The sequence below is a fragment of the Mameliella sp. CS4 genome (assembly GCF_019392335.1).
Lineage (GTDB): Bacteria > Pseudomonadota > Alphaproteobacteria > Rhodobacterales > Rhodobacteraceae > Antarctobacter.
On the sequence record NZ_JAHXRQ010000025.1, the window covers coordinates 1 to 26,316 of the forward strand.

The following is a 26,316-nucleotide window of genomic DNA, read 5'->3' on the forward strand; positions in this document are numbered from 1 at the left end:
CCAAGGCGCCCGCCAGACCCCAGCCGTTGGGGATTATTCCACCGGTTCACTGACCCATTTTGCTCCGGGATTGACAAGCAAAGGCCGATTGCCCGGTTTCCTGCGGTCCGCCCATTGCATGGCCGACCGAGGAATGGGCGTGCTGAGCCGCAACGGGTGTGGCCATCACGATGGCGAGGAGGAGGGGAATGAGACGCATGGACGGATCCTTCAGTGGGGTGCCGTCATATTTCGGCTAGCAGGGGCGGGCGCATCGCAATAGGATTTCAATCATATGTTGCCGGCCCCCTATGATCATATCCCGAGCTCAGCCCTTCGCCCTTTTTCCGGCGCGGTTGGCGATGTGGTGTTTCATCAAGGTGGACCCACCCACGGTCTCTATGTCGTGCAAACCGGGCGCGTGCATCTCGAGCGGGTCGGCCCAGATGGCGAGCGGTTCATCATCCATCATGCCCAAGCCGGAACAAGCTTTGCCGAAGCTTCCGTGTTTTCAGAGGTCTATCATTGCGATGCGGTCTGTGTTGCAGCCGGGGCGCTGATCCGGATCGAAAAGGCTGCCGTCTTGGCCGCTTTTGCCGACCCGGCATTCGCCCGCGCCTATGGCCGTCAGGCGGCTCAACAGATACAAGCGCAGCGACAGATGCTGGAGATCGTCGGTATTCGGCGCGCAGAAGACCGGGTGATGGCGGGGTTGGTCGCGGGCCTGCTCGATGGCTCCGTGGTCGAGTTCGCCGCCCGGTTACAGCTTAGCCATGAGGCGGCCTACAGGACGCTGCGAAAGCTTGTGCAGGACGGGCGGGTCATGAACCCGTCCCGCGGGATCTATCACCTGTGCCCATAAGCCGATCAGCTGTGGCTGGCGAAGACCGAGGTCATCCCGTCGGAGCCAACAAGCAAGGAGTCGAAAGTGTCACCGGCTCCGGGACCGCCCATGCCGGGCGAACTCATCGGCATGCCGGGGACCGTCAACCCGCGCGCCACCGGTTGCTCTGCCAGCAGCCGCGTGATGTCAGCGGCAGGCACGTGGCCCTCGATGAAATAGTCGCCTATGATCGCCGTATGGCATCCAGCAAGCTCTGGTGCGATTTGCAGCCGGTCTTTGAACGCATAAAGCGCATCCTGATCGACATCCTGCGCCTCGACCGTGAAGCCCGCTTGCCGGACATGATCGACCCAGGCGGTACAGCACCCGCAGGTGGGGGTTTTCAGGACTTTAATGACTGGTTCCGTGTTGGCCAGTGCTCGCAGGGGGAGTGTGGCAGCCGCTCCGGCCAGCAAGAATGTACGTCTTTTCATCATGTGTTCCTTTTCGGGTTATCCGAGATCCTAGAATTGTGTGTTCGAGAGTCCAGAGGCTGTTCCTGCTCTGTCGACGTGAGGGCCGATGTATCCAGTGCGTGTCCGCTTGCAGGCCCGCGAACGGGCTGGATCAACATCCTGTCGACCCAGGGATCGCGGGTCGTGCGAAACTGCTCAATGCCGATCGTCATTCCCTCGTGGCCCTTCGCAGGCTGGGCAACGTAAGTACCCATGAGGCGGTCCCACCACGGCAGATTGAAGCCGTAGTTTGAGTTAGTTTCGCGCGGATCGACCGAATGATGCACGCGGTGCATGTCGGGCGTGACGACGATCCATCTGAGCCATCGGTCGACCAGTCGCGGCAGGTTGATGTTGGCATGATTGAAGAGTGCCGTGGCGTTAAGGATGATCTCGAACAACAGAACCGCGACGGCGGGCGGACCAAGCGCTGCGACCAAGACTAGCTTGATCGCCATCGAGATGAGGATCTCAATCGGATGAAAGCGTAATCCAGTCGTTGCGTCGAATTCGAGGTCCGCATGATGCATACGGTGCAGCCGCCATAAAGCTGGAACGGCATGGAACATGACATGCTGCAGGTAAATGGCGAAGTCGAGAAGCAGCATGGAGAGGATCACAACCAGCCAAAAAGGAACCTCGATATTGTTGAACAGGCCCCAGCCCCGCTCCTCGGCGATGACCGCCAGACCAACGGCCAGGATTGGAAAAGACAATCGGAGGATCGCCGTGTCGATCACGACAAGAGCCAGGTTGTTCGACCAACGGATGACACGCGGAATGTCACGCCGCCGACGCGGGGCGGCGAGTTCCCAAAGCGCCATGGCAGCCAGCACACTCAAAAACGCCGTCAGACGAACTTCCGGCTCTGCGGCAAGTATCGTGTCCATCACAGTCTACGGCCCTTCTGTGTTAGGGCTTGGGGGCGGATGCGCATCTCGCACATCAGTCTTATCTTGCGCGGTCGTGGCAGCCGCTATCTGGACTATATCAATATCCCGCGCGTGGCGCTCGTCGAGACACTCTGTTTCGAGCTGCAGCGTGACCATGTGAAACCCATGCTGCTCCGTCAGTCGAAGATAGGCCCTGTTCAGCAAGTCCGCGGCCTCGGCCGGTTCCCGATGGCGGATATGGGCGGAAAAGGCATGTTTGCCGCTGGTCAGCGTCCAGGCATGCACATGGTGAACATCCAGAACCCCGTCCTGGCCGTTCAGGTCCGCCGTCACAGCGTCGAGATCCGTTCCCTCGGGCGTGCCTTCCATGAGAATGTGGACCGCTTCTTTGATCACGCCCACAGAGGCCCAGAGGAGAACCACCCCGAACGCCATGCCGAGGATCGGGTCAATCGCCAGAAAGCCGGTGAACTCGATCACGAGAGCGGTGACGATGATCAGGAGGCTGCCGACAAAGGTCTGGATGATGTGCCAGAGCGCGCCACGGGCATTCAGATCGTCTTTGCTCGATTGCCACATCAGCCCCAGCGAGATCACTTCTGTGACCAGGCCACCGAAGGCGACCCAAAGCATGGGGCCTGTGGCCAGGTGGATCGGATTTCCGAGCCGCATCGCGCCCATCCAGATCACCAGAAGCGCCATGCCGAGAAGAAAGCCACCATTCACCAGTGCCCCGATGATCTCGGCGCGGTACCAGCCAAAACTGCGCGCCGAATCCGCTGGGCGGCGCGCAATCCGCTGGGCGATGATGGCCACGAGAACACCGCCAACCGCCGACAGGGTGTGAAACGCATCCGACAGCACGGCGATCGAGCCGGTCCAGAGCCCGACGGCGAGTTCAATCATGAAATAGACGCCGGTGAGCCAGGCAGAAATCACAAGGGCCTTGCCGGAGGTCGGCATGTGCCCGGCGTGAGAATGATTGGCCATATCAGCTATCCTCCCGTTGCGTACCGGTCTTTCGCGTCGCGGCAAAGAGAACCGACAGGCCGGTAAAGCCACCGAGCGCAAGCGCGGTCCATGTGGCGGTGCGGGCATCTCCGTTCATCGCCTGGCTGCCCATGTGAGCGAGCAAAAAACTCGCTGGAATAATCCCGGCCATCGTGGCCAGCGCGAACCTCCAAAGATGCAGCTTGCTCAGACCTGCGGCGTAGCTGATCATATCGAAGGACAGAAACGGCAGCAGGCGACTGCCGAAGACCAGGAAGGTCAGAGTGTTCTGGGACCCAAACAGGCCCGCGTTTATCTTCTGACCGAGATGACGCTCAACGAAGGGATGACCCAGGCTGCGGGCCAGACCAAAGGCGGCAAGCGCACCGAGTTCCGCGCCCAGAACGACAAAGAATGTCCCGAACGTGTGTCCATAAGCCGCTCCGGCGGCGAGTGCGATCGGCGCGGAGGGTAAGGGGCTTGCCACGATAGCGATTGTCATAAGCGCCACGATGACAATTGGTCCGGCAAGACCTGCCGCCTCGATCCAGCGGTCTATTTCCGCGCGATCCGGCAGGCGCATGTCAACGCCAAGGACGTCCGGGAAGGCCAATGCGACGACTCCCATCAGGAACACCGCAATAAGAAGAACGCGCATCATCATGGTTCAAAACACGGCGTAGAGCAGAACGAAGAACGCGGCTGCAAAGAGGTCAAAGGTCACGCAGAACGGAATATACCAGTTCGGAATGCGGGCGAGACAATAAGAATTGAGGTGTGAAATGTCCCAAAGGGCGTGCAGGACAAGGCCCAAGGGGAGGAAGGCCCAATGCCATATCAGCCCCAAGAACGCTGCTGAGCCGAACAGAAGGGCGACGGCGAGCTCTGCCCAGTCCACGTGCGCTCTGCCGTCCGCGGCGCCAAAGCCGATATAGGCACCGCCAATCAAAGCAAGCGTTATCGAAGCAAGAGCTATCGAGCTCTTCTCATCCAAAAACAGGTGAGCCGGCATTGTGAGCAAGACAAGCAACACGCCAACCCATACGGGAGATTTCACGATATCCCCGTGTCGATAGTGCAATGCGTGATCGCCTGTCTTTTCGAAAATCTGTGCCATGGCTTGGTACCTAGACATTCCAGCAACTGGAAGGTCAAGGGCTTTTCATGCACACGGGCAACGCGGCGCTCACTCAACCGTTCCACGCGGAAGTCAAAGGACCGATATCGGGACGTATTTGACGCTGACGCCCGGCTCATCTCCGCCGCACGTGGCGATTTTCAGTCATCTTTCGCCTTCTGCCAGACTTCCTGGCAGGCTGAGTAAAGAAAAGTCGCTGACCAGGTCAGCAACATGAAGCCCAAAAGCGATTGCAGCATCAGCAACAGGCGAAAGGGCCCGATCACCTCTATGGACGAATGGCCAAGGGTCGAGAACGAGATGCCCGTAACATAGAGAACATCCTGAAACATCGGCGGGCTATTGCTGAACGATTGCTTCTTCACAGGTCAGGCCAACGCGGGGGGCAACCCGTTCAGGGCGACATCCAACGGAACGGTCGGCAAGTTCGATGCGACCCATCCCGGCCCTTCGCCTGATCCCAACATCCCTTCCGAGATATCGGCGTAGCCCGAATAACCAGCTTGTCTTAACGCTCGAAGCAGCGATGCGGAGCGTCCGCCAGTGGCGCAGATCAGTCCAACAGTGCGATCACCGCTCAGTGCCTTCGCCCTGAACAAGCGGTCTGGAAAACCGGACGCGTGCATGCTTATCGGCCATACCCCAGCACCTACGCCGGTTTCTTGCCACTCTTCGCGCGTTCTGACATCGATGATCCGCGCAGTATCCGATAGCAGCGCGTCAAAGGCATTCCCTGCCGACCAAACAGATCGGCTCTGCGCCAGCAGCGGTGACGCCGTGACGGTCAGCACCGTCATATGAGCACCCAGAACGAAACGGCGCCGGTTCAAATCAAGAGCCATATTCGAATACCTCATCGTTTGATCGGTTGCGATCCCAAAGGTCGCATAACACGCCCGCGACGCTACCCGGGAGCACGACACGGTGCAGGTACAGATTTGTATCCATCTGTAGCAAGGGACTGACCTGATACAAACGGCTACAATTCTGCCCATGAAACACGATGCAACGATGATCTAGGAAGGACGCCATGGGACCGCCACCTCATATCCTTGTCGTGGATGACCACGCTCAGATACGCGAAAGCGTCGCGCGCTTTCTGGAGAAGAACGGAATGCGCACGACCGTCGCCAGGGATGCCGTGGAGATGGATGCCAAGCTGGCCACTGGTCACTTCGACCTCCTCGTGCTCGATGTCATGATGCCGGGGGAGGACGGTTTGTCAGTTTGCCGCAGACTTGCGCCAGAGGGTGATCTTCCGATCATCATGCTAACGGCGCTTGGTGAGGAAACCGATCGGATCGTGGGGCTGGAAATCGGCGCGGACGATTATCTTGCCAAGCCGTTCAATCCACGAGAACTGCTCGCCCGCATCAAGTCGGTTCTTCGGAGAAGCAACCGCGACGAACCTGCGGCCGGAAGCCTCGCCGGGAGGAAAGTTAGTTTTGCCCATTGGGTACTGGATACCGACCGGCAGGTGCTGATCGATGAGACCGCCGCCGAGACGCCATTGACGACCTCTGAGTTCAAATTGCTGGCGGTCCTGCTGGAACGCGCGAGGATGGTGCTCAGCCGTGACCAATTGCTTGACCTGACCGCTGGTCGTACGGCAGGCCCGATGGATCGCACCATCGACAATCAGATCAGCCGCCTCCGCCGCAAAATCGAGCCGGATGTACTTAGGCCCAGTGTCATCAAAACGGTGCGGAACGGCGGATACTGTCTGGCTGCCGATGTCGAGGATGCGCCGTGATGCGCCGTGCGATGAGGTCTCTGAGCGGCCAGTTGATCCTGCTTGTGGTCGCGGCACTTGTCGTGGCCCAGGCGATCAGCCTGTTCCTGTTCGCTGACGAGCGCAGCCTTGCGATTCGTGCCGCATTGGGGTTCGAGGCCGCCGGTCGCGCAGCAAATGTCGCGCGGTTGATCGAGGAGGCCCCGCCGGAGTTGCAGGACTCGATCCTCCGCGCGGCGAATTCGCCATTGATCCGGTTCGATCTGTCGGACGTTCCGAGCGTGGAACACACCGGTCATTCGGATGGCGGCATCGTGGAAGGACGCATACGCGCGCTTCTGGGCGATAGCTACAGCCGGGATATTCGCGTTGAACTGCACGAGGTCGAGGGCGCGTTGCGGCCCCTTCCCAATCTCTCGGACGAGATGACGGAAATGCATCTCGCGATGATGCGCGGAGAGTTGACGGCGGTTGAGATGAACCTGTCGATCGCCATCAAGGGAGCGCGTTGGCTGAATGTCGGAACGCGGTTCGAGCGTCCGCCAATCCAATGGCCTTTCTATTCGATGCTGACCTTTGGAATTTCCGCCGGACTGCTCCTGGTGGCGATCTTCTGGTTTGTCATGACGCGCCTGACGCGTCCTCTTCGGAACCTGTCCAAGGCGGCGGACCATCTTGGCCGGGGCGAAGATGTGGGCGAATTGACGGTCACAGGGCCAACCGAGGTCAGGGATCTGACCGTCGCCTTCAATCGCATGCAACGAAGGCTGACCCGGTTCGTCAGTGATCGGACACGGATGCTCGCAGCCCTTGGCCATGATTTGCGCTCGCCGCTGACCGCCATACGTGTCCGTGCAGAACTGGTCGATGAAGAAGAAACGCGTGAAAGCCTCATCGCATCGGTTGAAGAGATGCAGAGCATGGTCGAGGCGACACTCACCTTCGCGCGGGGTCTTACCGGATCCGAAGTGTCCGAAGTGGTCGATCTGCGCAACTTTCTGGACAGTTTGTGCAGCGATATGGCGGCACTCTGCACGTTTGCACCGAGTGATGATATTTCGGTGCGGCTTCGACCCAACGCGTTCCGCAGAGCGCTCCGGAACTTGCTTGAGAATGCCGTTCGCTACGGTGGTGCCGCACAAGTCAGTTGGGCGACCCACGAGTCGAACCTCGTGCTCAACATCGATGACAATGGACCCGGCATTCCGGCCGATCAGTTGGAAAAGGTCTTCGATCCCTTCTATCGCCTCGAGCAATCGAGGTCTCTGGTAACGGGCGGTTATGGGCTTGGGCTCTCAATCGCGAGGACAATCATCCAATCCCATGGCGGCGATATCCAGTTGGTCAACCGGAACGGCGCGGGTTTGCGGGCTATTGTCACCATCCCGTTGGATGGAAGCGAACTGATCGAAGGAGAAACAGATGAAACTGAAAAAATTGATCCTACCGCTGCTGGCCAGCTTGCCAGCCAGCGTGGCGCAGGCTGATGGTCCAGGCTCCTGGACGGGGCACATGTGGGGCAGTGGCTACGGCTTTATGGGCGGCTTCATGATGCTCGCCTTCTGGGGCGCCGTGATCGCATTGATCGTGTTTCTGGTGCTCAGGCTGCGAAACAATGGCACTCCTCCGCCGGAATCGGACGCGCGGGAAACGCTGAGGCGTCGCTTTGCGAATGGTGAAATTGACGAAGAAGAGTTTCGCCGACTGAAAGCAACGCTCGACGAATAGTCCACATTGCGGATTTGAACACCGTCCCACGCGACGCCACCAACCTTAGATAGGAAAGAACGCCATGTTCCCGGAAATCGGTCACTTCGCATTGGCCCTCGCGCTGGCGCTTGCGCTTGTTCAGAGTGTTCTGCCGATTGCGGGCGCGTCTCGCGGAAACGCCGTCTGGATGAAATCCGCCCAGGCGACGGCCCTTGGTCAGGTACTGTTTGTGAGCATTGCCTTCGTGGCGCTGATGCAGGCCTTCATCGTCAGCGATTTCACCGTCAGGAACGTCGTCGAGAATTCCCATTCGCTTAAGCCGATGCTTTACAAGGTTGCGGGAACTTGGGGCAGCCATGAGGGATCGCTTCTGCTCTGGATTTTGATCCTTGCGGTATTTGGTGCGGGGGTTGCCTGGTTCGGATCGAATATCCCGGGCGAAACCAAGGCGCGCACCCTGTCGGTTCAGGCGTGGATCAGTGTCGGCTTCCTGACGTTTCTGCTGCTGACGTCGAACCCGTTCGAGCGGGTGTTCCCGCCGCCGCTCGACGGCAATGACCTGAACCCGTTGCTTCAGGACATGGGCCTCGCCATGCACCCGCCGCTCTTGTATTTCGGGTATGTCGGCTTCTCCATCGTGTTTTCCTTTGCCGTTGCGGCTCTTTTGGAGGGTCGCGTCGATCCAGCCTGGGCCAGATGGGTCCGCCCGTGGACATTGGCCGCGTGGGTCAGCCTGACGGCCGGTATCGCTCTTGGATCGTGGTGGGCCTATTATGAACTAGGCTGGGGCGGCTGGTGGTTCTGGGACCCGGTCGAGAATGTAAGCTTTATGCCCTGGCTTCTGGGCACCGCGTTGCTGCATTCGGCCATCGTCACGGAAAAGCGCGATGCATTCAAAACCTGGACCATCCTGCTTGCCATCCTGACCTTTTCGCTTTCGCTGCTTGGGACGTTCATCGTCCGGTCCGGGCTGCTTACATCCGTGCATGCGTTCGCCGTCGATCCAGAGCGTGGGCTTTACATTCTGGGTCTGTTGGCCGTGTCCATCGGCGGGTCGCTGGCGCTCTACGCCTGGCGGGCGCCCGAAATGGAGCCGGGCGGTCTGTTTCGCCCGATCAGCCGCGAAGCCGGGCTGCTCGTAAACAACCTCATTCTCGTCGCCGCTACGGGAACCGTCCTGTTCGGAACACTTTATCCGCTGATCCTCGAGGCTGTCACCGGGGACAAGATCTCGGTGGGTCCACCTTTTTTCAATGCGGCCTTCATTCCGATGATGCTGGCGCTGGTGGTGTTCATGGGTCTGGGCCCATTCCTGTCGTGGAAGCGGGCCGATATCGCCGGGTTGCTCGATCGCATTCGGTTCGTGGCCGTGCTGGCGGTCATCCCAGCCTTGGCCGCATGGTATCTTCTGAACGGTGGGCCGATCATGGCCTATCTTGCCATCCTCGGCGCGGCGTGGCTGCTCTTTGCGACCCTACGGGAATGGGCGGTACGCATCCGTCTGTTCGAGGTTTCCTTTGCGGAGAGCGCGAGACGCGCGCGCAACCTGCCACGCGCCTCTCACGGCATGACGCTTGCCCATGCCGGCGTCGCCGTTTTGATGATGGGGATGATCGGCTCGACCGGATGGAAGAGCGAGGAGATCGTCTTTGCCGCTCCGGGGACAGAGGTCGCGATCGCCGGGTTTGACATCACCTTCGAAGGCGCGGAAAAGGTTCAGGGGCCGAACTACATCGCGGATCGCGGCACCCTGGTGGTCCGCCGGGATGGCGAATTGGTCACGACACTTTTCCCAGAACGCCGGTATTATCCGGTCGCGGAAAGCCAGACGACGGAGTCGGCCATCCGCTCCACATTGGCGGGCGATCTCTATACGTCGATTGCAACGCCAGCCTCCGATCAAATGAACAACGCCGGGGCATGGACCCTTCGGATCCTCTATGAACCGCTCGTCAACCTGATCTGGATCGGCTCGATCCTGCTGGTGATCGGTGGCTGTTTGTCTTTGTCGGATCGCCGATTGAGGGTTGGGGCGCCGCGCCGCGCCAAAAAGTCAGCCAGCGATGCTGTTCCTGCCGAGTAGGAGAGAAGATGAAACGTCTCATTGCCGGGCTGCCGTTTATTGCGGCGGTCATATTCGGGGGGTTCTTTCTTTGGGGACTCAATCCAGACCGGGACCCCAACGAAATCCCCTCAGTCTTCATCTCGCAACCGGCCCCGAAGTTCGACCTCGAAGCCATACCCGGGTTGGAGACGCCTGGCCTGTCGCGAAGCGATCTTGTTGGAAACGAACGACCTGTGGTGGTCAATGTCTTTGCGTCCTGGTGCGTGCCCTGCCGCGCGGAACATGCCGTGTTGACACGATTTGTCGAACGAGAAGGCATTCGTTTGTTCGGAATAAACTACAAAGACAAACCTGCGGATGCCGTGAAGTGGCTCAATGACCTCGGCAATCCCTACGAGCGGATCGGGTCCGACCTGTCAGGCCGGACAGGGATTGAGTGGGGCCTCTCAGGCGTCCCGGAGACCTTCATCGTCGATGGCGATGGCACCGTTCTGTTTCGCTATGTCGGGCCGGTCGTAGGTCCCGAGGCCGTCGAACGTTTCACCGAAGCCCTGAAGCAGGCAGGCGCACTTCCGAGTGGAGCAGCATCATGAGACAGTTGATTTTCGCGTGTTGCGTCGGGTTGCTCCCCTTTGCCGCCAATGCGGTCGAACCGGACGAAATGCTGACCGACCCGGTATTGGAACAGCGTGCGCGGGAGATTTCCAAGGATCTGCGATGCGTCGTCTGTCAAAACCAGGACATCGACAGCTCGAACGCGGGTGTGGCCCGAGACCTGCGTCTGCTCGTACGCGAGCGACTGGTCACGGGAGACACTGACACCGAGGTGATCGAATACATACGGGCGCGGTACGGGGATTACGTGCTGCTCAAACCGCCTCTGGAGCCTGCGACCTACGCGCTTTGGTTTGCGCCGATCGCTTTCGTCCTCATCGGGGTTTTCGTTGGTGGCGGGGTACTGATGAGTCGGCGAAAGCAAGAGGCTTTTGAAGATTTGGGCGCGGAGGATGAGAACACCGTGTCCGAAATTCTCAGACGAAACGAAGCGGGGGATGCGTCATGATCTGGGGTGTTTTCGTTCTTCTGACGCTGGTCGCGATCGGAATTGTCCTCTACCCGCTGCTGTGGTCCAGATCGAACACTCACTCCAGAGGAGATGCGGTGCCGGCAATCCTTGCCGATCAGATGCAGGAAATCGAACGAGACATGGACCGCAGTTTGATTTCTGAACAGGAAGCTCAAGCTGCCAGACACGAGATCAAGAAACGTATCCTCGCGACGACACGCAATTCGGAAGAAAAAGCCGGATCTTCCCGTAGTGGTGGCAGAGTCACACTCGTTGCCACGGCGGTGCTCGCACCAGTTATTGCAGCGGGTTACTATCTGACGATGGGATCTCCGGAGGTTCCTTCAATGGCCTTCGCGGCCCGAGCCGAGGAGCGCGCGCAGACTGTTGAAGTGACGGCCCTCGCAATACAACTTCGCGAAAGGCTTGTATCCGATCCGACTGGCGGCCCCAGCGAAGGGTGGATGCTGTTGGGCCAGACCTATCAGCGCATGGGCAGAGCATCTGATGCCGTCGAAGCCTTCGAAGTTGTCGCCGAACGGAAGGATGCCACCTCCGCGACATTCTCCATGCTCGCAGAGGCAGTCGTGGTTGCCAATGACGGCGTTGTTATTCCAAAGGCAAAATCGGCGATTGATCGCGCGCTAGAACTTGACCGATCCAATCCTGCGGCAACCTATTTCAAGTCTCTCTACCATCTTCAAAGAGAAGAGGCGCGTAAGGCCTACGACTTGCTCGTTTCACGGCTGGACCAGGAAGAGGCGTACGTTCCCTGGATGGAAACCTATACATTGCAGATCAATCGGATCGCTGCCGCAGCCGACCTCCCGATCGCCGATCTTCCCAGAGGGCCGGCGTCACAACTCGGACCAAACGCGGCGGATGTCGTGGCGGCGTCGGAGATGAGCGATGCGGATCGCGCGGAGTTCATCCGCTCGATGGTCTCGCGCCTGGCCGAGCGTCTTGAGGATGAACCGGAGGATCTGGATGGATGGATCCGGCTGGCAAACGCCTACACCGTCCTTCAGGAGCAAGATCGCGCCATTGAAGCCTACCGTAAGGCAGAAGCGCTGTTGGAGCATCAGCCCACCAATGATCCTCGGCGTGCGGCGGTCCGTGACGCGCTCGAGCGGCTTGGCGGTTGACTACCGGCGGGTGCCCGCCTGGGCAGGTCACTCCTGACCGGCAACCTTTGCGGAAACATCCCGACCGCTGGCTTGCGCCAAGGCGTCCATCACGTCCTCGGTCGTTAGCAATTCGGACAGCACAATGCCGTTTGGTGCCGACGGTCCATAGACGGCATTGAAGGGGATGCCATATCGGCCGAAACTCTCAAGGTAGCGGGAAATTCGCGCGTCCGGGCGTGTCCAATCTGCCTGCATCGGCGTGACACCTGACGCGTCCAGCGCACTGCGGACCGGCTCACGGTCGATGACAAGTGTCTTGTTCGCTTTGCAGGTCAGGCACCAGTCAGCGGTCACATCGACAAAGACGACCTCTCCTGCGGACACGCGTTTCGCTATGTCCGAACGGTCAAATGCGACCCAAGCCAATGCCGACTGTGACTCTGCGCGGGCAGGCGCTGATTGCTGCAGGAGAGGACCTGCGACAAGAGCCAGGACAAGGCTGGCTGTGGCAATAGACCATCTGAATTGGGACTGCACATTCGGGAGGGTCAAGATCAGAACGGCGAGACCTGACAACACCGCGACCGCGATGACGGAGGCCAGCCCGGCGACACCGTCGAGCACCCAGAACAGCCACACGGCGGTTGCAAACAGCAAGATCCCCATGACGCTTTTGACGATCAGCATCCATCGACCAGGCTTGGGCATGAACGCGACCAGGCGCGGGAACGCGGCGATGACGAGATAGGGCAGGGCGAGGCCGAGGCCGAGGCTCGTAAAGACGATGAGAATGTCCACGGCACGTCCGGCCAAAGCAAACGCCACCGCGGTCCCGAGGAACGGTGCCGAGCAAGGTGTTGCCATGACGGCACCGAACATGCCGGTGAAGAAGTCGGCGGAATACCCGTTGCGTCCTCCGGCCCCTGCAAGCCACGTCTGCATGCCGTGTGGCAGGGCGAACTCGAACGCTCCGAACAGATTTGCCGAAAAGAGGAGCAGAACTGCGATCATCACCGCAAGAAACAGCGGGCTTTGAAATTGCAGACCCCACCCGACGCTGAGCCCTGCCGTCTGGAGCGCCCAAAGGGTTAGCCCCAGGCCCCACATGAACGTCATGATGCCGGCGCCGGCAGCGACGAAGCCGAACCGGACACGGGTTGTGTCATGATCTGTGTGTTTGAGCACAGACGAAACCTTGATGGACAGCACCGGCAGTACGCAGGGCATCACGTTCAGGATCAATCCACCCAGCAGCGCGACCGCGGCAATCCAGAGCAGTTCCAGCATGTCCGGTGTCGTGGCGGCCAATTCGAAGGGAGCTGCGATACCTTGCGTCACGCGATCCGCAATGACGGTGAAGGCCCGGATCTCGCTATCGGTGACGGTAATCGATGGCGCCACCGTCACATCCGTATTTGAAGAGAGAATCGGGAAGCGCGCCCAAAGCAAACGATCCTCTTCTCCCAAACGGATATCGGGTTTGCCGAGCGCAACACCCATACCCAGTTCGGGAAACACATCCGGCGACTGGAGTGGTTCATCGACGCGAAGGTTGACGATCAACTCCGTGAGGTCTTCGTCGATGAAAGCAGTTGCCTCTCTGACGCCACTCGCCTTGGCCCCTTCGGGAACGCGACCGGAGAAAGCGCCAATCAGCGCAGCGGCGGAGCTGTCGATGCCGTTGCCGCGTCCGAGGCGAAGTGACAGGTCAAAATCTTCCGGAACGCAGACATCGGAACACACGAGCAGTTTGACCTGCGCGGAAAGGGTCACGGGTGCGCCGGGATCTTCGAGCGTCACGCGCAGCGGAAAGACGACTTCGTTAGCATAACCGAAGTTCTCGATACCAAAGGCGGTGAACCGCGTCGGGGCGGGCCACATGAATTCGATATCTGCAATGTTTTTTGAACCGCTCCATTCGACCGCAGGTGGCATTCCCACCTCTCCTGGCGACCGCCAATAGGTTTTCCAATTTTCGTTCAGTTGAAGGTGAAGTCCGGCAGATAGAGACCGTGTGTTTCTAGAAACGCCGTCCTGAGCGGCAATAAGATTCGCCGTGAGTGGAGCACTCTGGTATTCAACAGAGGTCGCTGCCGAGACGCTTCCGGAAGCAAGGGCCAAGAGCACGAAGCGAATTACGGAAATCCGTCGAAGGATCAAAAGTTTATCTATCAAGATACCCTATCCTCCAATTAAATTTGAGGCAGATTTCCCTAATTCGCCGGAGGCTGCATTAAAGGCTACCCACGGCAAAACCCTGACGACCATCGGAACAGACGACTTGCGCAACGCCAGTAGCAGGAGATGAAAGAATTCGACATCCATCCGGTAGTAGCCTTGACGCTTGCTTCGTCGATATTTTAGGTTTAAGATTCAGGCAGTCTGCGAGACTCCCCGCACACCCCCCTAACAAGGTAGCCGCTAACAGCAATACGCTTGCCTGTGACTTCCTACGCACATCACTGCCTATCGCGGGCAACGACGGGAATCGCGGATGCAATGAGCTCAGGCGTTTCCTCGATAGTATCCCTTGCTTTGTCAGAATGGCACGATTTACCCATGAATTTGTGCATCACGAGATGCGCCGCAACGCAAAGAAGAAGCGGGGCGAAAGCCGCTGCATTGCCCCACATGCCCGCCAGTGTGCCACCGGCAAGAAAAAACCCGGCAATGGGCAGGAGCATGACGACGCAACACTTCATCATTCCGTAATGCTTGAGCCTGTCCGCGATCGGCTTTTTTCTGTGATTCTGGTGGTCCACGACACTCTCTTTACCTAGTTTCCGGCGTCATTTGCGACCCTCCAGTAGGGTAAGGTCAAGGATACAAATGGATACACTTCTCGCGGCCTTGTCAGGTTGCCTGATGCCGGGTCTCCCGTAAAAGAGATGTAGCAAACCCGAGGCTAGGAGTGTGTCATGACGAACTCGCGAAACAACAAGGTCAATCGACGAAGGCTATTGGGATATGCGGCTGTTGCCTTGGCCGCACCGAGCGTTGTTCGGGCCGAAGTCGTTCGCCGCAACATTTCTTCTTTCCGAGTTCATGATTGGCAAGATCACTTCGATACGCTCGGAAAAGGGATCATTATATCTGATACCAATACAATGGCGCTCCAGCATTGGACGTCCGACGGAGAAATGCGAATTTACCCGACATCCGTTCCACTGACCGATGAACTGACGAAGCGCGGCTATACCGAAATCGTGGAAAAACGTAAAAACCCTAGTTGGGCGCCGACACCCTCCATGCGTGAACGCAACCCGGAGTGGCCGGCACGTGTCGCAGGCGGTGATCCGGAAAACCCCTTGGGCACCCGGGCATTGTACCTGTCATGGCAATACTACCGCATTCACGGGACAGCAGATACGCGCAAGATCGGCCGCCGATCGTCAAATGGCTGCATTGGTTTGTACAACGAACAGGTCGAGGAAGTCTACGAGCGAACGCCTGTCGGTACTCAAGTCAAACTCATCTGACCCAAAGGGTAAGGCGGAAGATACAGGCATGGATAAATTGACTGCGCTTATAGGAGCCGTCGTGATCGTGGGCGGGGGTTTGGCCGTTTGGCGTTTCGTTGGGGCCGAAGATACAGCGGCTGGCCACTCCATGACGTCACCCGACACAAGCGCGATCGCTCAGGGCGACCCGATCGCGCAGGTAAAGCTACCTGACGAACTTTCGCAGCAGGCGGCACTTGGCAAAAACATATTTGAGGCCAAGTGTTCTGAGTGCCACGGTGAAAATGCTGCCGGTCAAAATGGTGTTGCGCCGCCTCTTGTGCACAAGATTTACGAACCAGGCCACCATTCGGACATGGCATTTGTTTTGGCCGCGCAAAACGGCGTCCGTGCGCATCACTGGAATTTCGGTAACATGCCAAAGATCGAGGGACTGACCCAAGGAGACGTCAAGATGGTTGCCGCCTATGTCCGTGAACTACAGCGGGCCAACGGGATCAACTGATGCGTTGGTCGAAGACAAGCCAATGGATTCTGTCGATGATTTTCGGCCTTTTCCTCGCGGTTCTCGGGTTGCCTGAGGCACCAGCGTATCATGGCGAAGGATCCTTGGCGCAAGAAGCTCACCCTCACGAAGTTTTAGGGTCATCGACGAACGAAGCCTCTGACCACTGTCATCCGGGACTCGATTGCTCTGTCCCGGTAGCGGTTTTGCTTCAACCAAAAGTGGTTTACGAGCCTCAGTTTCTGAAGGCCGTCATGCAAGACGGCGCGACCCAACGAACCGAGTTGCGCCCCACCAGCGATCCTCCACCGCCACGACAGTGGGTCTGATTTCACATCGTTCGAAAAGCAGACCCGTATAAGGATCGAAGACATGAAAAAGACAACTATGACAGCTGCAGTGTTGATTGCAGGAATCGCGGCTACGGCATACGCTCATGGCGGTGCAACCGGTATCGTAAAAGAACGCATGGATGCTATGGCCGCCATGGGAAAGGCGGTCAAAACCGTGGCCCCGATGATGCGGGGCGAAACGACCTATGACGCAGAAACAGTGCGCGATGCAGCGCGCCTGTTCCAGCAGCACGCCGGTGAGAGCATGACAAAGCTGTTTCCCGAGGGCACAGGGGGTGTGCCCTCGGAAGCCAAAGACGAGGTGTGGACCGATTGGGACCGGTTCGCCGCATTGGCAAGTCAGTTGGAAGAATACTCTGAAGGCCTGGAACGCGCAGCCGACAATGGATTGGGCAGCATGGGCGGCAATATCTCCGCAGGTGGGGCTTCGATGATGGGCGGCGGTACAACCATGATGGGGAGCAACGCCATGATGGATGCGGCCGCGCTTGCGAAAATGCCTTCTGACGCGGCATTCGCGATGACGACCCAGGTCTGTTCCGTGTGCCATGAACGTTTCCGGGCGGAAAAAGACTGACCATGCGACAGTTTTTGACGCTAGTCGGCGGGGTCGCCGTGCTAAGTGCGGCCGGCCTCGGCGTGGTGATCGCATGGCCTGTCGGCAGTCCGGTGACTCCGATTGCAACAGAGGGCAATATCGACCGGGGCGCATATTTGGCGCGCGCCAGTGGATGCATTGCCTGTCATACCAATTTTGAAGCGGGCGGCGCGCCACTTGCCGGAGGGGCGCCGCTTGAAACTCCGTTCGGAACGTTTTATACGCCCAATCTGACGACAGATCCCGAACATGGCATGGGCGAATGGACGACAGAACAGTTCGCAAAAGCCGTGCGGCAGGGTATCAGTCCCGATGGAACGCCGTACTATCCCTCTTTCCCATATACGTTCTATGCGGATTTTTCTGACCAGGATATCGCCGACCTCTGGGCGGCTTTTCAAACCGTGCCACCCGTGGACGAGCCTGCGCCAGAAAACGACGTCGGATTTCCATTCGATCAACGCTGGGGACTGAAGCTTTGGCGGGCAGCTTTCTTCCACGATCCCAATACGGAACCGGATGAGAGAAGAAACCCTGCCTGGAACCGGGGGAAGGCGCTAGTGAATGGCGCTGCGCATTGTGCCGCCTGCCATACATCACGCAACTTCGCCGGAGGCAGAGAGCTAAGCGCCAGGTTTGCGGGTAACGACCAACTCCCCGGCGGCAGCAAGGCACCGGCAATCAGGCCAGACGATCTCGCCAAAAATGACTGGACGGTCTCAAACCTCGCCTATGCGCTCCAGACCGGTCTCACTCCTTCGGGTGACGCTTTCGGTGGTAGTATGGCTGAGGTGGTTCGCGAGGGAACACGGTTTCTGACACCAGTTGACCGCGAAGCGATGGCACTTTTTCTGTTGAACAAGGACTCGGTTGAAACGGCAGACGCAGCGTCGAACTAAATCCATGTGGGGGCACGAGGCCCCCACTTTCTTGAGGACGAAAAATGAACCAAACAAGACGGGATTTCATGCGTCACGCAACGATGGCCGGCTGTTCGGTGGCCATACCGCGGTCGGCTTTTGCCGAGAACCCGTTCGAGGACGTGGTTGCCAAGGTTGCGCGACAACAGATTCTTCCGGACAGTTACTCGGAAACAGAGATCTGGGGTTATGGCGGCCTCGTTCCGGCACCGGAAATTCGGGTCGCGCAGGGCGATCGGGTCCGCCGAAGGTTTTGCAATGAGATACCGGATCCCAGTTCGGTTCATTGGCACGGAATCCGTATCGACAATGCCATGGATGGCGTTTCCGGGCTCACTCAAGAGGCCGTGGCGACGGGGGCAAGCTTTGATTATGATTTCGTTGTACCGGACGCAGGCACCTACTGGTATCACGCGCACAATCGCTCGTACGAACAGGTCGCTCGCGGATTGCGCGGTCCGTTGATCGTCGAAGAAGCGGAGCGTCCGGACATCGATCGCGAGGAGGTCCTCATTCTGGAGGACTGGTTGCTCGACCCTGATAGCGGGCAGCTGTTCGACAATTTTGAACAGCCGATGATGATGAGCCACGGTGGACGTATCGGCAACTTTATCACGACGAACGGGCGCTATGATCTGACCTTGCCCGCGAAGCGTAACGAACGCATTCGATTGCGGATCATCAACGCAGCAAGCGCGCGGATTTTCCCGCTGAGGCTCTCGGGGTTCAGTGGCTGGACGGTGGCCTTGGATGGAATGCCAATCGGTCAACCCCAGCTGGTTGACGGCGAGTTGATCCTCGGCCCGGCACAGCGCGTCGACTTAATTGTGGATGTGACCGAAGACGAAGGCGGCACCGCCCAAGTTCTTCGCATCGGCGATGACGATCAACTGACCCCGCTAGTGAGTTTTCCCGTCGACGGCGCAGTCAGTTCAGTACCAAGAGGCAAGCCGCTGCCGCTGCCGCCAAATCCAGCAGCACTCGCCCCGGACCTTGCCGATGCGCGTGATTTGCGGCTGGTCATGTCCGGCGGCGCGATGGGGCGAATGCAGTCCGCATTGCTCGGCGGGGAACGTCTTGGCTTCCGCCAACTTGCCCAAGCGGGCAAGTTCTGGGCCCTGAATGATGTTGCCGAAATGACGGACACACCATTGGCCGATCTGTCCCTGAACGAGCCGGTGCGCTTGAAGATCGAAAACCAGACTGTTTTCCCACATGCAATGCACCTGCACGGGATGCATTTCCGCGAGCTGCGCCCCGACGGCGCGTTCGGACCGATGCGGGACACAATCCTGTTGGCTGGCAACGAGTCGCGGGAGATCGCCTTTACGGCAGACAATCCCGGCAAGTGGCTGTTCCATTGCCACATGCTCAGCCATGCGGCGTCCGGCATGACAACCTGGATGCGGGTCACATGAGGTATCTCGTTTGGTCCGTTCCCATAACTGTCGTCGTAGCCGCTTTCACATTTTGGCTATCGACCAGTGCATCCTCGGATGTCGACAGCGCGTCCAAGGCGGCGAGCTACGACATCGAAGAAGGTGCGTTGCTATACGCAGAGAACTGCGCGTCTTGTCATGGCGCGGATCTGGAAGGCCAGCCGGAATGGCGAACGCCCGGCGGGGATGGGCGCCTGCCGGCACCACCGCATGATGAGACGGGTCACACTTGGCATCATCCTGACAGCCTGCTCTTCGACTACACAAAACTGGGGGGTGCGGCGCTTCTGGCGCGTCAGGGCGTCGAATTCGACAGTGGCATGCCCGGTTTCGCAGACGTGCTGACCGACCAGCAAATTCACAACATCCTGGCCTTCATCCGGTCCACCTGGCCAGACCGCATCCGCGAAGTCCAGGCCGCGCGGACAGAAGCCGACGAACAAGGAGGAGATAACTAAAATGCGTTTCAGACAAGCGTTCACGACGGTTGCGATAGCTGCCTTGCTTCCGATACCGGCACTCGCCGACGAACTGTCAGAGGCACGGGTCAAGGAACTTGTGCTCGAAGCAATCCGCGAGAACCCGGAGATTGTTATGGAGGCCGTGGCAATTCTTGAACAAAGGCAGGCGCAGGCGCAGGAGCTCAGTCAGGCCCAAGTTCTGAATGAACAGCGCGATCTGATCGAGAAAGACCCGAATGCGCCGGTTCTTGGCAACGCCGAAGGGGACGTCACCGTTGTGGAATTCTTCGACTACAACTGTCCCTATTGTCGACGGGTCAAACCAGAGGTGCGTGCTTTGATCGAAGACGATCCCAACATTCGCCTCGTCTATCGTGAGTGGCCCATTCTCGGAGACGGATCGGTGTTTGCCGCGAAAGCGGCCTTGGCAGCGCGCAAACAGGACAAATACGAAGAGTTTCACTGGGCGATGATGGGGCTGAAGGGGCGCGCCGAAGAGGCCTCCGTGCTGCGCGTAGCCGATGAGATCGGCCTGGATATCGCGCAGTTGCGCAAGGACATGGAAGCACCCGAGGTCGAAGAGCACATTGCGACCTCCATGCAACTGACTCGAGCTCTGGGATTCAACGGCACGCCGTCGTTCGTAATCGGTGACGCACTGGTCCCGGGCTTCGTCGAAAAGGCGCGGCTTGTCGAGTTGGTCGAGGAAGCCCGAAAAGACGAAGACTGAAATTTTGTGCCCGGACCGCCCTTGGGTGGTCCAGGCACTGCATCAAGCGGCCGCAGGTTCCACGTTGTAGCCCGCATCCCGAATGATCGCTTGGACCTGATCGGCTGGTAACACGCTGTCGACATGCACCTGTCGGGCAGAAAGGTCACATTCTACGCCTGCATTCGGGTCTGCGCTCTTCACCGCGCTTTCGATTGCTGCGGTGCAATGTCCACAGCTCATGTCCGGAACACTGAACTTCATCGGAACCACTCCTTGATCTGATTTCTGTCGGTGACATGGGGTGTCCCCCCGCTGGAAGGTCAAGAGAAAATATTTATTTGTCGCCCCCCCCATTGACCCTCCAGTTACTGGAAGCCTTATATTCCACTTCGAATGGAAAAACAGGTGACACATATGCCCGAACCCAAACAGATCAGCCTGCCGATCGAAGGCATGTCATGCGCGTCCTGCGTTGGCAGGGTCGACCGCGCATTGAATGCAATCGACGGCGTAGAGGATGTGTCGGTGAATCTTGCTTCCGAAAGCGCACGTATGAGCGTGGACGCGCACAAGGGCATTCCGGAAGTCATCGAAACTCTCCGCGAGCTGGGCTACCCCGCGCGGAAGGCCAGGGCCGAACTCACGATTGAAGCGATGTCCTGTGCCTCTTGCGTCGGGCGGGTGGACAAGGCGCTTGCCGCCGTGCCTGGAGTGGTCGAGGTGAACGTCAACCTCGCCTCCGAGACGGCGACGGTGGTTTACGTCGAAGGTCTTGTCACGACATCCGATCTGGTAAAAGCAAGCGGCGTGGCAGGGTATCCAGCAACCGTGGCAACGGCCCAAGCCGGTGACGACAGGGTCGCGCGCAAGGAGGAAGAGGCTCAGGCCCTTGCCAAACGGGTCATCTTTGCCGCCATCCTCGCCTTACCGGTCTTTCTGATCGAAATGGGTGGCCACGTCATTCCGGCCGTTCATATGCTGATCGAGACCACGATTGGTCAGCAGACGAGTTGGCTTCTTCAATTCGTGCTGACGACAATCGTTCTCTTCGGCCCGGGCCGGACGTTTTACACCAAGGGTTTCCCGGCCCTATTCCGGGGCGCGCCCGACATGAACAGCCTCGTCGCGGTCGGCACCGGGGCGGCTTACCTCTATTCCGTAGTTGCGACATTCGTACCGTCGGTCCTGCCTGACACGCTGCGCACCGTCTATTTCGAGGCGGCAGCGGTCATCGTCGTTCTGATCCTTCTGGGACGGTTTCTCGAGGCGCGCGCCAAGGGGAGAACGGGCGCGGCCATCCAGAAGCTATTAGGGCTTCAGGCGCGGACTGCACGCGTGATGCGGGACGGAGAAAGCGTCGAGATCGAGATCGATGCGCTGGTTCAGGGTGACATCGTCATCGTGCGCCCTGGTGAACGCATCGCGGTCGATGGCGAGGTCATCGAGGGGACCAGCCGCGTCGACGAAAGCATGCTGACAGGCGAGCCGATCCCCGCTGAAAAAGGTGCCGGAGATACGGTGACCGGCGGGACGGTCAACGGCGCCGGAAGCCTGCAGTTCTGCGCCACGCGGGTCGGCGCCGACACGACCCTGGCGCAGATTATTCGCATGGTCGAAGAGGCCCAGGGCGCCAAACTGCCGATCCAGGGATTGGTCGACCGGATCACCTTGTGGTTCGTGCCTGCCGTGATGGCGATCGCGGCGGCGACCGTGCTGGTCTGGCTGTTTTTCGGACCTGATCCGGCCCTGACAATGGCGCTTGTCGCCGGTGTGTCGGTGCTCATCATCGCGTGCCCCTGCGCGATGGGGCTTGCGACGCCGACCTCCATCATGGTCGGTACGGGGCGTGCCGCAGAAATGGGTGTCCTGTTCCGCAAGGGCGACGCCTTGCAGCAGCTCGATTCCGTTGATGTTGTCGCTCTCGACAAGACAGGCACGGTGACCGAGGGGCGACCCGCACTGACTGACCTGATGCTGGCCGAAGGGTTCGATCGCGAGACGACGCTTTCGAAGATCGCCGCCGTGGAGTCGCTTTCCGAACATCCTGTCGCGGACGCCATCGTGCGCGCCGCCCGGGCTGAGGGCGCCCCGCTTGTGGGGGCCGAAGGATTCCAATCGGTCACCGGTTTCGGCGTGCGCGCCTTGGTTGAAGACGTGGAGGTGTTGGTTGGGGCCGACCGCTTCATGGCCCGCGAAGGCGTTGACGTCTCGGCATTGGCACAAGAGGAAACGAAGATCGCAAGCAAGGGTCGCACGGCGCTTTACGCTGCCATCGACGGGCGTATCGCCGCCGTGATCGGCGTCGCCGATCCGGTCAAACCGGCAAGCCGCGCAGCCATCGCAGCGCTGCACGAGAAGGGTCTTGCGGTTGCGATGATCACGGGGGACAAACGCGAAACCGCTGAAGCCATCGCCCGCGAAACCGGCATCGACCATGTCGTCGCGGGCGTTCTGCCAGACGGCAAAGTCGCGGCGCTCGATACGTTGCGTGAGGGCGGCAAGCGCATCGCCTTTGTCGGCGACGGGATCAACGACGCCCCGGCACTGGCGCATGCGGATGTGGGCATCGCCATTGGAACCGGCGCCGATGTGGCCATCGAGTCCGCAGATGTCGTCCTGATGTCCGGTGACTTGCGCGGCGTGGTGAATGCCTTCGAGGTGTCCCGGCGGACCATGCGTAACATACGGCAGAACCTGTTCTGGGCCTTTGCCTACAATGTCGCGCTGATTCCGGTCGCCGCCGGGGTGCTCTATCCGGCCTTCGGGCTATTGTTGTCACCGATCCTCGCGGCCGGCGCGATGGCTTTGTCCTCGGTGTTCGTTCTGACGAATGCCCTGCGCCTGCGAGGCATCGCGCCGGCGATGGACGAGCAGCGCGCAATCCCGGCAGAGCTGGCAGCCGCCACTCCTGCTCCAGCAGAATAACGGAGGTCCGACATGAACATCGGAGACGTTGCCCGACAATCGGGTGTGCCCCCAAAAACAATCCGCTACTACGAGGACATCGGGCTGATCCGCCCGAACCGAAGTGAGAACGGCTATCGCGCATTCACCGAGAACCACGTTCACAAGCTGGCGTTTTTAGGTCGCGCACGGGCCTTGGGGTTCACCATCGAGGATTGCAGGACGCTCCTCGCTCTCTACGAGGATGAAAACCGCGAAAGCGTTCAGGTGAAGGCGGTTGCGGAAGACCATCTTCGCCAGATCGAGGAGAAGATAGAGAAACTGCAATCCATGAGAACGACGCTTACCGATCTTGTGGAGAAATGTGCCGGGGATCATCGTCCGGATTGCCCGATCCTCGCAGATCTCTCACCTGTACGAATGTCCGAATAGACGGGGCCGGTTCGGCGCGTTTCAGAACCAGATTGCGCGGACCGGCATCCAGATACCCATGAAGATCATCATAAGGTTTTCCGTCAGTGAAATGAACCCCAGCGGTACGGAACTGTCACCGCCGACGCAGGCGCATTTCAACTCTCTTTTTTCGATGTAGACAGCCTTGAACACGCTGACAGCGCCGACCGTGCCGATGAACAGGGCAACCGGAGCCGAGAGCCACAGCAACGCGCCGGCAGTCATCAGGATACCTGCCAACGCTTCGCCGAAGAGATATAGCTGAAAGTTGGTGATGGCCCTGAGGGGCGGCATATCATGGCGGTGTTCACGCGCCGCAATTCTCCGAAGAGAAAGGGATATGCCACATGACGAAGTCTACCATCGCGCCGTTGCCCGATCCATCCGGATCTTCGCCCGATCCGCTGACGGAGGTTCTGCGCTCCGGTGCGCGCCGGCTGATCGAGCAGGCGGTGGAGGCGGAACTGACCGCTCTGCTTGCCGCCCATGCCGGTGAAACGACTGGAGACGGCCGGTCCCGCGTCGTGCGCCACGGCTATCTGCCGGAGCGCGAGGTGATGACCGGGATCGGCCCGGTGCCGGTGAAGGTGCCCAGGGTTCGCGACCGGGCTGCCGGGGCCGAGAAGGTTCGGTTCACGTCATCCATCCTGCCGCCCTATCTGCGCAAGGCGAAGTCGGTCGAGGAATTGCTGCCCTGGCTCTACCTCAAGGGCATTTCCAGCGGTGATTTCCAGGAGGCGCTCGCGGCGCTGCTGGGGCCGAACGCAGCCGGGCTCTCCTCGACCACCATTTCGCGTCTGAAGGCGGCGTGGTGGGGCGAATATGAACGCTGGCAGCGGCGCGACCTCGGCACCCGGCGGATCGTCTACATCTGGGCCGACGGGGTCTACTTCCGGCCGCGCATGACCGAGGACAGGCAATGCGTTCTGGTGCTGATCGGCGCCGACGAATGGGGCCGCAAAGAGGTGCTCGGTCTCACCGACGGGTATCGCGAGAGCACCCAGAGCTGGCGCGAGCTGCTGTTCGACCTCAAGCGCCGCGGCCTCAGCCGGGCGCCGGAGCTGGCGATCGGCGACGGCGCCCTGGGGTTCTGGGCCGCGCTGCGCGAGGTGTTCGGCGCCACGCGGGAGCAGAGATGTTGGGTCCACAAGACCGGCAATGTCCTGAACGCGATGCCGAAATCCGTGCAGCCCAAGGCCAAGGGCCACTTGCACGACATCTGGCAGGCCGAGACCAGGGTCGATGCGGAAGCCGCCTTCGAGTTCTTCGTCGGCACCTATGGTGTGAAATACGACAAGGCGGTAGCGAAGCTGGTCAAGGATCGCGACGTGCTCCTCGCCTTCTACGACTTCCCGGCGGAACACTCTCATGATCGCAGTCAATGATTTTGTCACGCTGGATCGACCGGCCCAATCGCCGGGAGTATTTTGTATAGATGTGCAAGGCTGGAGGTGGAACTGAGACGACGGTTGAGTATACTCTCATGCACGGGTTGGATACCGCATGATCGTGGTTGCGTCTTGGAGCTGCCTCTTTCTGGAAACGAGCGTCAGCCTTTCAAGGACTGGCTCACAATGCTTCCCAAGGGTTCTCCACCGTGTTCCACCCCCAGGTTTGCACATCAGCTGATCGGGGTGTTGTGTTTTTGATGAATGAGCGTCAGGCGGGGTGACCTCCTGCGCAATCGCCCAGATGAAGCCGGCCATCTCTCGTGCAATCGCGGTGTTGGCCACCACTGTCGGCTTGCCGCATGCCACGAGGTGCTTGTAGCGTCGGCACATTCGCATCTGGCCTTTCCAGGCGATGTCGCGCGCGCCTTGCGGGAGGCCCTCCATCCGGTCTACCTGCTTGCGACCGACACGGGGCTGCATCCTGTAGCTCCAGGCACCTTCAATCAACACGCGGCGCGCCAGGCTGCTGCCGACTTTCGTTATGCCGCCACGCCTGACCGTGTTGCCACTGGAATGTTCGGTGGGGGTTAGGCCGAGATAGGCCATAAGCTGGCGAGGCGTTGCGAACCTGCGGAAGTCTCCAACTTCTGCCACCACAGTAACCGCGACAATGAAGGCAACACCACGCATGGCCTGTATCGCCTGAACAACGGGCGCGAGGCTCCAATCCGGGAGCAGCTCGGCAATCTGCGCCTCAAGCCGCGCGACGCGTGCTTCGGCGTCGGTCACCGCGTGAATGTAATCCTGGAAAACGATCTGCTGAGCTGAATGCTCAAACCGGTTTGTCGACAACCAGCGCCGATAGGCCTTGGTCCAACTCTTCTTGCCGGGGTACTGGCGGCCATGTCTCAGCAGAAAGCTCTGAAGATGTTGGCGGGCCTGGTTTGCGACGCGCACGGCCGTCGCGCCTGCGCCCATTGCTCACGCCGCCGAATGATGGCACGCAAAAGGGGAACAAGCTCGACTTACGACTGGCCCTGAAAAAAGGGGCAGGTCACAGTCCTCTGAAAAAGAACAACAT

28 protein-coding genes and 2 pseudogenes are annotated in these 26,316 nt (G+C 59.5%); 18 read left to right on the forward strand and 12 right to left on the reverse strand.

Features of this window, described 5'->3' with window-relative positions:
- Positions 1-274 precede the first annotated feature (274 nt).
- Positions 275-841, forward strand: a complete 567-nt coding sequence (locus KZZ07_RS22050; protein WP_219517317.1) for a Crp/Fnr family transcriptional regulator — start codon at positions 275-277, stop codon at positions 839-841.
- 5 nt (positions 842-846) lie between these two features.
- On the opposite strand, the gene KZZ07_RS22055 is transcribed toward KZZ07_RS22050, so the two are convergent.
- The 7 genes from KZZ07_RS22055 to KZZ07_RS22085 form a co-directional block, all read right to left on the reverse strand.
- Positions 847-1,299: a DUF411 domain-containing protein gene (locus KZZ07_RS22055; protein ID WP_219517319.1), complete on the reverse strand. Its 453-nt coding sequence runs from the start codon at positions 1,297-1,299 to the stop codon at positions 847-849.
- Positions 1,296-2,207: a sterol desaturase family protein gene (locus KZZ07_RS22060; RefSeq protein WP_219517321.1), complete on the reverse strand. Its 912-nt coding sequence runs from the start codon at positions 2,205-2,207 to the stop codon at positions 1,296-1,298. Before KZZ07_RS22060 ends, KZZ07_RS22055 begins: the two co-directional genes overlap by 4 nt.
- A 6-nt stretch (positions 2,208-2,213) precedes the next feature.
- Entirely contained in the window at positions 2,214-3,200 is a 987-nt protein-coding gene (locus KZZ07_RS22065; RefSeq protein ID WP_219517323.1) for a cation diffusion facilitator family transporter, read from the reverse strand.
- Between the two features lies 1 nt (position 3,201).
- Positions 3,202-3,864 (reverse strand): TVP38/TMEM64 family protein, encoded by a 663-nt coding sequence (locus KZZ07_RS22070; RefSeq protein WP_219517330.1) that lies wholly within the window; start codon positions 3,862-3,864, stop codon positions 3,202-3,204.
- 3 nt (positions 3,865-3,867) lie between these two features.
- Positions 3,868-4,317, reverse strand: coding sequence for a DUF6010 family protein (locus KZZ07_RS22075; protein ID WP_219517339.1), 450 nt, complete (start codon positions 4,315-4,317; stop codon positions 3,868-3,870).
- Between the two features lie 161 nt (positions 4,318-4,478).
- On the reverse strand, positions 4,479-4,703 hold the full coding sequence (locus KZZ07_RS22080) for an ion channel (protein ID WP_255564515.1): 225 nt from the start codon (positions 4,701-4,703) through the stop codon (positions 4,479-4,481).
- A gap of 3 nt (positions 4,704-4,706) precedes the next feature.
- A complete protein-coding gene (locus KZZ07_RS22085) occupies positions 4,707-5,135 on the reverse strand; it encodes a rhodanese-like domain-containing protein (RefSeq protein ID WP_255564516.1) in 429 nt (142 codons plus the stop codon).
- Between the two features lie 233 nt (positions 5,136-5,368).
- Here KZZ07_RS22085 and KZZ07_RS22090 point away from each other — a divergent pair, with 233 nt between their 5' ends.
- The 7 genes from KZZ07_RS22090 to ccmI all read left to right on the forward strand — a co-directional run bounded on the left by KZZ07_RS22090 (position 5,369) and on the right by ccmI (position 12,056).
- Entirely contained in the window at positions 5,369-6,091 is a 723-nt protein-coding gene (locus tag KZZ07_RS22090) for a response regulator (protein WP_219517350.1), read from the forward strand.
- Positions 6,091-7,557, forward strand: coding sequence for an ATP-binding protein (locus KZZ07_RS22095; RefSeq protein WP_219517352.1), 1,467 nt, complete (start codon positions 6,091-6,093; stop codon positions 7,555-7,557). Before KZZ07_RS22090 ends, KZZ07_RS22095 begins: the two co-directional genes overlap by 1 nt.
- Positions 7,493-7,798, forward strand: a complete 306-nt coding sequence (locus tag KZZ07_RS27820; protein WP_255564517.1) for an SHOCT domain-containing protein — start codon at positions 7,493-7,495, stop codon at positions 7,796-7,798. The genes KZZ07_RS22095 and KZZ07_RS27820 overlap by 65 nt, the downstream gene beginning before the upstream one ends.
- Positions 7,799-7,862: 64 nt before the next feature.
- Positions 7,863-9,863 carry a heme lyase CcmF/NrfE family subunit gene (locus KZZ07_RS22105; RefSeq protein WP_219517354.1) on the forward strand — a complete coding sequence of 667 codons (2,001 nt, stop codon included), beginning with the start codon at positions 7,863-7,865 and terminating at the stop codon, positions 9,861-9,863.
- Between the two features lie 8 nt (positions 9,864-9,871).
- Positions 9,872-10,438, forward strand: a complete 567-nt coding sequence (locus tag KZZ07_RS22110; RefSeq protein ID WP_219517355.1) for a DsbE family thiol:disulfide interchange protein — start codon at positions 9,872-9,874, stop codon at positions 10,436-10,438.
- Positions 10,435-10,908 carry a cytochrome c-type biogenesis protein gene (locus KZZ07_RS22115; protein WP_219517357.1) on the forward strand — a complete coding sequence of 158 codons (474 nt, stop codon included), beginning with the start codon at positions 10,435-10,437 and terminating at the stop codon, positions 10,906-10,908. The genes KZZ07_RS22110 and KZZ07_RS22115 overlap by 4 nt, the downstream gene beginning before the upstream one ends.
- Entirely contained in the window at positions 10,905-12,056 is a 1,152-nt protein-coding gene (ccmI, locus tag KZZ07_RS22120; protein ID WP_219517359.1) for a c-type cytochrome biogenesis protein CcmI, read from the forward strand. Before KZZ07_RS22115 ends, ccmI begins: the two co-directional genes overlap by 4 nt.
- Positions 12,057-12,083: 27 nt before the next feature.
- Here ccmI and KZZ07_RS22125 read toward each other — a convergent pair whose 3' ends face one another.
- Together KZZ07_RS22125 and KZZ07_RS22130 are read right to left on the reverse strand one after the other, a co-directional pair.
- On the reverse strand, positions 12,084-14,213 hold the full coding sequence (locus KZZ07_RS22125; protein ID WP_219517362.1) for a protein-disulfide reductase DsbD family protein: 2,130 nt from the start codon (positions 14,211-14,213) through the stop codon (positions 12,084-12,086).
- A 284-nt stretch (positions 14,214-14,497) separates the two neighbouring features.
- Positions 14,498-14,800 (reverse strand): DUF2933 domain-containing protein, encoded by a 303-nt coding sequence (locus tag KZZ07_RS22130; RefSeq protein WP_219517363.1) that lies wholly within the window; start codon positions 14,798-14,800, stop codon positions 14,498-14,500.
- 156 nt (positions 14,801-14,956) lie between these two features.
- Here KZZ07_RS22130 and KZZ07_RS22135 point away from each other — a divergent pair, with 156 nt between their 5' ends.
- The 7 genes from KZZ07_RS22135 to KZZ07_RS22165 all read left to right on the forward strand — a co-directional run bounded on the left by KZZ07_RS22135 (position 14,957) and on the right by KZZ07_RS22165 (position 20,505).
- A complete protein-coding gene (locus KZZ07_RS22135) occupies positions 14,957-15,517 on the forward strand; it encodes a L,D-transpeptidase (protein WP_219517365.1) in 561 nt (186 codons plus the stop codon).
- A gap of 28 nt (positions 15,518-15,545) precedes the next feature.
- Entirely contained in the window at positions 15,546-16,004 is a 459-nt protein-coding gene (locus KZZ07_RS22140; RefSeq protein WP_219517367.1) for a c-type cytochrome, read from the forward strand.
- Positions 16,005-16,376: 372 nt separating this feature from the next.
- Complete coding sequence (locus KZZ07_RS22145; protein WP_219517369.1) at positions 16,377-16,934, forward strand: c-type cytochrome; 558 nt, start codon at positions 16,377-16,379, stop codon at positions 16,932-16,934.
- A 2-nt stretch (positions 16,935-16,936) separates the two neighbouring features.
- A complete protein-coding gene (locus tag KZZ07_RS22150) occupies positions 16,937-17,854 on the forward strand; it encodes a c-type cytochrome (RefSeq protein WP_219517371.1) in 918 nt (305 codons plus the stop codon).
- 44 nt (positions 17,855-17,898) lie between these two features.
- Positions 17,899-19,293 (forward strand): multicopper oxidase family protein, encoded by a 1,395-nt coding sequence (locus KZZ07_RS22155; RefSeq protein WP_219517373.1) that lies wholly within the window; start codon positions 17,899-17,901, stop codon positions 19,291-19,293.
- Positions 19,290-19,772: a c-type cytochrome gene (locus tag KZZ07_RS22160; RefSeq protein ID WP_219517382.1), complete on the forward strand. Its 483-nt coding sequence runs from the start codon at positions 19,290-19,292 to the stop codon at positions 19,770-19,772. Before KZZ07_RS22155 ends, KZZ07_RS22160 begins: the two co-directional genes overlap by 4 nt.
- A 1-nt stretch (position 19,773) precedes the next feature.
- Positions 19,774-20,505 carry a DsbA family protein gene (locus tag KZZ07_RS22165; protein WP_219517384.1) on the forward strand — a complete coding sequence of 244 codons (732 nt, stop codon included), beginning with the start codon at positions 19,774-19,776 and terminating at the stop codon, positions 20,503-20,505.
- A 42-nt stretch (positions 20,506-20,547) separates the two neighbouring features.
- On the opposite strand, the gene KZZ07_RS22170 is transcribed toward KZZ07_RS22165, so the two are convergent.
- Positions 20,548-20,748, reverse strand: coding sequence for a heavy-metal-associated domain-containing protein (locus KZZ07_RS22170; protein WP_007803412.1), 201 nt, complete (start codon positions 20,746-20,748; stop codon positions 20,548-20,550).
- Positions 20,749-20,901: 153 nt separating this feature from the next.
- On the opposite strand from KZZ07_RS22170, the gene KZZ07_RS22175 reads away from it, so the two are divergent.
- On the forward strand, positions 20,902-23,412 hold the full coding sequence (locus tag KZZ07_RS22175; protein ID WP_219517386.1) for a heavy metal translocating P-type ATPase: 2,511 nt from the start codon (positions 20,902-20,904) through the stop codon (positions 23,410-23,412).
- 12 nt (positions 23,413-23,424) lie between these two features.
- Positions 23,425-23,823 carry a Cu(I)-responsive transcriptional regulator gene (gene cueR, locus KZZ07_RS22180; protein WP_219517388.1) on the forward strand — a complete coding sequence of 133 codons (399 nt, stop codon included), beginning with the start codon at positions 23,425-23,427 and terminating at the stop codon, positions 23,821-23,823.
- A 21-nt stretch (positions 23,824-23,844) separates the two neighbouring features.
- Here the strand turns inward: cueR and KZZ07_RS22185 are convergent.
- A pseudogene (locus KZZ07_RS22185) lies at positions 23,845-24,102 on the reverse strand (glutaredoxin); the annotation flags it as partial.
- A gap of 89 nt (positions 24,103-24,191) precedes the next feature.
- On the opposite strand from KZZ07_RS22185, the pseudogene KZZ07_RS22190 reads away from it, so the two are divergent.
- A pseudogene (locus KZZ07_RS22190) lies at positions 24,192-25,208 on the forward strand (IS256 family transposase); the annotation flags it as partial.
- A 117-nt stretch (positions 25,209-25,325) separates the two neighbouring features.
- On the opposite strand, the gene KZZ07_RS22195 reads toward KZZ07_RS22190, so the two are convergent.
- On the reverse strand, positions 25,326-26,192 hold the full coding sequence (locus KZZ07_RS22195; RefSeq protein ID WP_370631227.1) for an IS110 family RNA-guided transposase: 867 nt from the start codon (positions 26,190-26,192) through the stop codon (positions 25,326-25,328).
- Between the last annotated feature and the right edge of the window lie 124 nt (positions 26,193-26,316).